At 59.1% G+C, this 5312-nt stretch carries 4 protein-coding genes; all 4 read right to left on the reverse strand.

All coding sequences use genetic code 11. The annotated features are described in order from the left end of the window. Nucleotides 1–711 (reverse strand): hypothetical protein (locus ACLQ62_RS03455; protein ID WP_411720270.1); only part of this gene is annotated, 711 nt, incomplete at its 3' end. Further along, nucleotides 701–1783 (reverse strand): TniB family NTP-binding protein, encoded by a 1083-nt coding sequence (locus ACLQ62_RS03460; protein WP_411720271.1) that lies wholly within the window; start codon nucleotides 1781–1783, stop codon nucleotides 701–703. The genes ACLQ62_RS03460 and ACLQ62_RS03455, both read right to left, overlap by 11 nt. Beyond that, nucleotides 1780–3819 (reverse strand): Mu transposase C-terminal domain-containing protein, encoded by a 2040-nt coding sequence (locus ACLQ62_RS03465; RefSeq protein ID WP_411720272.1) that lies wholly within the window; start codon nucleotides 3817–3819, stop codon nucleotides 1780–1782. The genes ACLQ62_RS03460 and ACLQ62_RS03465 overlap by 4 nt, the downstream gene beginning before the upstream one ends. A gap of 2 nt (nucleotides 3820–3821) precedes the next feature. Next, nucleotides 3822–4538 (reverse strand): TnsA-like heteromeric transposase endonuclease subunit, encoded by a 717-nt coding sequence (locus ACLQ62_RS03470; RefSeq protein WP_411720273.1) that lies wholly within the window; start codon nucleotides 4536–4538, stop codon nucleotides 3822–3824. Between the last annotated feature and the right edge of the window lie 774 nt (nucleotides 4539–5312).

The following is a 5312-nucleotide window of genomic DNA, read 5'->3' on the forward strand; positions in this document are numbered from 1 at the left end:
AACTACCGACGGGTTGTCTTGTAGGTGGAGCCGGACGGCGTCTTCTACAAGTCCATAGCCCTCTGCAAAACCGATTCTGGGGTCGAAGATGCGACGCTGAAACGCAGCAGCGAAGATCGTCCCGGCGATGTCCACAAGCGCTCCGTAGTGGTCGCCGTCGTGATTGCCAGTTGCAACCTCCCAGCGGCGGAACGCCGAAAGCATCTCTGCGAAGCGAGGTGCGTCCACCCGTCGCTCCCGAACCAATCGGCGAAACTTTCGTTCGGCACGCAAGGAATCGTTGTTCACGCGCTGCTGAGACGCTGGGCCAACTCCCGGTGCGATCCAAAGCTTGTGGCGAAGGCAGACGTTGCCGTCGAGGTGTGGATACTGACGAACAGCAGACTCGTCGCCAACGCACAGCTTGCACGCATAGCGTTCATGCAACCCAGTGGCGCAGCGGCTACACGAACTTCCGTCGCAGTGCTCCAGGCCGGCCGCATTCGCACGTACGAAATGACCCCGGGTTAGCCCCCCGCGAATTTCAGCCAAGACTTCCCGAGCTGTCACTCGATCAGCCACACCCGCCCGGACGAGCGCGTTGACGTTCTTCCTCTCCTCCTCTGCCGGAAGAAAGTTAGCTCCATAGAGCCGCCGAAGATAGTTTTCTGCTGTTTCCCGGTCGGCCGGACGAACTCGAATCGGCAGCGGGCGTTCGAAGTCAGGCAGCATTTGCTTTCACCTTCCTTCGGGGCGCCGAGGGAGCGACCGAAGGCTGTTCGCGTTCGGCGTTCTGAGCTCGAAGATCCAGCGGGATTGAGGCAAGACGTTCTTCCGTGATGGTTTCGGTCTCCGTACCGGATCCCTCGAGAATGATGAGTTGGGCTGAACTGACAAGGAGGCGTGAGAGCGAGCCAATCGCACCTTGAGTTCGGTTGTAGAGATAGGCGGAGAGGCTGTTGAGTGTGCCTTCAGGGTGGTTGAAGAGGCACATCTCACGTTCGAAGGCGCGGATGAGCCCGCGCCACCTCTTCTTGTCGTCCGCAGTTGCCATCGAGTAGGACTCGAGTAGCACTGGGGAGAATCGTGAGGCGATTTGCTGGCCAGTCGCACCTGCCAGCACGTCGCTCCGGTGGATGTTTATTCCCGAATAGACAAAGGTGGCTGGCACGCTATTCGACAACCCTTTGAGCACGTTCGCGGTTTCTTGGGACCCCGCAGATTTTGCAACTAGGTTATGGAACTCATCGACAACCACGAACCGCGTGCCTGCTTTGTTGAGAATTTGAACAACCGCCTGTGTCCGCTGCTCGAGGGTCCAGTTCTTGATGCCATCCACACCGAGGAATTCCAGAAACCTTCCCATCATGGCCTTTCCCGACGAGGTAGGCGGCACTTCCACGTATACGACCGGGAGCCGGTTCTGCTCACTCCAGTTCGGGTTCTCAGCGATGTACTGGGCGAAGACCTCTCGCATCGCAGTCAATGCAGCTGTCGTCTTGCCCATTGCCGAGTAGCCGGAGAGCATTACCCCGCCACGCCCGATAGTTCGCGTTCGGTTCCTTAACGCTGTAAGGCGCATCTGACTCGAGACATCCTTAAGATCATGTGTTGCGATTGTGAAGTCGCTGCTCAGGTGGTCCAGACGGCGCCTGTTGAACGCGTCGCGTTCGACCCGCGCCATCGCGAGGTACTCACCGATCGTCGGCATGCTGGGAGCCGTGGAAGGAGGATTGGTCAGGTGCTTGTAGAGGCCCTCAATGTTGTCGAGGCGGCCGGCGGCGTCATCTGTGAACAGCCTCATGAGGTCGATTCCATTCCGAACCAGCCGCCGGGCGCGTGGGGTGCGAACTCTTCGAAGTCCTCATCCTCGTCCTCGATCGTTGCGGTGTCGGTCGTGGAGGCGCCGGCGGCCACCACAGTAAGCTCCGGAAGCTTGAAACCGCTCTTTTCGACGTGACTCTTCGCGACGTTGATCCGGTAGAGTTCCTTTTCCTCAGCGGCTTGCTGAGCTTTCGCCGCCCGCAGAAGATCCGAAGTTACACGGCCGCTGTTCGACGGCGAATAGGCAGCGAGTCGCTCGAGCCAGTCCAGACCGTGTTCCCGAATTTCTTTACTGAATGGCTTGCGGAACGCGTCGCGATCCTGCCATCGACAGGTGATCCAGGTTTCGTCATCGGGATCCTTCACCCATACGGCGGCAGGGTTGTTCGGATCCCACGACACGTCCCAGGCGAGAGAGCTTCCGCTAGGTCCCTTGAGCCCTCGCCACGGGTTCAGCCTGGATGAGTCGTACTGACGGCGTTTGAACTCGATCCCATCGGCCTGAAGGGTGCGGTTCACCTTGGGCAGCAGCCCGATGTAGTCGTCGGCCGTCAGCGGGACCGGAACGAACCCCGTGACGTCGAACATCGCGCCATACATGGAGTTCGGGGTGTGCTTCACCCCGGGGTGGAGTGGATCGCGCAGCCCCTCGTGAGGTGTGTTCTGCCACACCTGCTCGACCCAACGATCGAACAACTCGGTGAGGGTGAAAATGTCGAGCAGGTCATCCTTCTCCGGGTGCTTTCCTCTCAAGCTCACGTCGCCCCCGAGGAATCCAGGCAGGTGCTGGCAGAACATGGTTTTGATCGATCCGAAGGTCCGCTCCACGATTCCTTTGTCCGTAGGTGTGTAGACAGAGGACTCGGTGAGGCTGATGCCGAAGCGCTCGCACGCTTCGCGGAAGTTCTTCGACACGAAGTCGGAACCGTTATCGGTGAGGATTCGCTGCGGAACGATGAAAGGGCGCGCCGTGTTGTAGTTCGGTCGATCGTGCACATCGACCAACTTCGCCCAGGGCAGCTCCGGCAATTCGAACTCGGCGAAGTAGTCTCCATGGGGTCGAGAAGCACGCGGGACCAAACACTGCCCGAGCAGCATGGCGTGGTCGACGGAACGCGCCGTGAACAGCAAGCTATGCGCAATGATGCTCCGGGTCGCTTTGTCTACCATGATCGTAAGGGTCGGTCGAAGCGCCTCTCCACGATCGCCCCGCACCAATAGGTCGAGTGGGGTGGTGTCAATCTGCACCTCGCTGCCAGGCAGCAGCGGCGGTCTGGCGCGGAACTTCCGCTTCGGCGAGTTCGCGGCCGTGCGTCGATTGACCGCGCTACCGAGGGTGTATCGCCCCCGGTCGAGCTGCTCGACGTACCGCCGGAGAGTACTCTTGCTGGGCACTTCCAATCCCGCCCCGGGGTACCGCTTTGCGAGTTCGATCGCCAGCCGCTCGCTCAGCCTGTCGAGAGTTCCCGTTGACTCGTCCTTTTCACGCTCCATCACAGCAACCAGCGCCTCGATAACACGCTCATCTGCGCGCGAAAGAGGCTTTTCGCTGCGAGTGGTTCGCCGGTCGGCAAGGCCGGCGACCCCGTGAGTCTCATAGCTTGCTCGCTTGCGTTTGAGACTGGCCATCGACATCGGGATGCCGCAGGACGACAACTCTTCGGTTTTCGCTCTCATCTTCTGGGTGACCGAGCCACCGACGGCGTAGACGGCTCGGGGCTCGCCGCCTGGCAGAAGCGGGGTTCCATGGAGGAGTTCTTCGAGGTGAGCCGCTAGGAAGACCATTTCTTTCGTCACCGTTACATCGCTGCGGACATGGATGACCTTCTGATCGCGTTCGTGGGTCGGAACTTCCACGAGACGAGCGCTCAGCTCGGTGTGCACGAGCGTCGTGTATTCGTTGGTGTGGGTATTGCGAAGCTTGTAGAGGCCCCCAGCGGATTCAACGAACTCGTAGACGCCGTCGACGAGTGTGATGTTGGTGCCGAGCTGAATGCGGCGAATGGTGTTTGACATTTTTAGTTGCTCCAAAGGGTTGTGGTATTGCTCAGTGGGATTGTGGTGTCGAAGAGGATGCGGCGTTGCCACATCAGGTTGTAGAGGGTGTGGATGTGGGCAGCCGGTCCACGAAGGTCGAGGCGACGCGTCGTGTCGATCAGGCTTCGGGGTTCCGCGAGGAACTCGAGAAATCGCTCGGCTATTTCGGCATTTGGGCGGTACCGCGGGTGCCGGGAACCACTGATCACTTCCAAGTTGTGCCGCTGGACGGTAGCAAGACCGGTGAGAACCTCGTAGTCCCACCCAATCCGTGCACAGAGCTTCTCCGTTTTCGCGAAGGTGGCGGCGACCTCTTCTGTGATGCGCGCGAGGGGTCTCACGTCGTACATCACCCTGCTGCCGTCGGCCAGCAGGGCGAAGAAGTCGGGATAGTGGGCTGTGCCGTCCTCGAAGATAATGTGCATCGGTTGAGCGCCGATCACCTTCAGATCGCGCTGGTGGTCCAGCCACATGAGCGAGTAGTACTCGGCCATGGACTCGTGCCAAACATGCTTTCCGGTTGCGGCGCACCAATAGCGGCCCTCGTAGTGCTTTCGATGCGGATACTTTGAGGGCTGCCTTGTAATACCAGCCGCATAAAATTCGATCGCTCGAGCACCGGCGTCCGCAGGAACCGACATGGTGTTCTGATCGGCGTCAAGCCAGGTGATGAGGGTGTGGCCCGGCAGGACGGACACGTTCCGGAAAGGGTGGGGTTTCATTCTTTTGTTCACACCCTGCCTATGCGGGGCCACCTCTTGCCTGGTGCCAAAAAAGAGCAGTTTCGAGGTGCCTAGCGATAATTTGAGTTCTACTCGCCCAATATGCGACGCTGAAGTATGGGCAAACCAAAGTACGTCCCTCGCGAATGGGCGATAGATCCAGAGCTCTTTGGACGATCTGCTGCGATTGAATGGAAGCGGCCGACGAACGAGATCGAACTCCGACAGCAGTACGCTGCGCGCATTCAGAATCTCTACGCGACCAGAATCCGGGCCAGGCTGAAATTGCGCAAAATGAAACTCACCGCGTACGCGGCTCGAACTGGAAAAGGGTACGACCGCTTATCGAAAGTGCTGCGCGGAGAAGTTCTCATGAGAATCGAGGACGTCGCCGACGCGGAGTATCTGCTCCAAGGCGGCATCGCCACCGGCCTGCTTGAAGAACTCAACAGGGCGGCAATAGTAACTAAACGGTCCACGTAGGAGGACTGCGAAGCCGGCGTTGGTCCGGAAGACCATCCCACGGGCCGGCCGGATCGCTACATAGCGCATCCATCTGGTAATTATAACTACCATCGGGGTTTGCGCAAGCTTTGATTCCGACCCTTGCGGTCGATTGAAGAAAGCGGTAGTTATAACTACCATGAGCGAGCTATCCGACTTCTCGAACTGGAACGACGTTCCGACCGGGAAGGTTGAATTTGCCGTCGACCTGTCGAATAAGACGCAAGGATCATTCCACCTCATAAC

This window comes from Mycetocola sp., from assembly GCF_046716805.1.
In the GTDB taxonomy this organism is placed as follows: Bacteria; Actinomycetota; Actinomycetes; order Actinomycetales; family Microbacteriaceae; genus Mycetocola_A.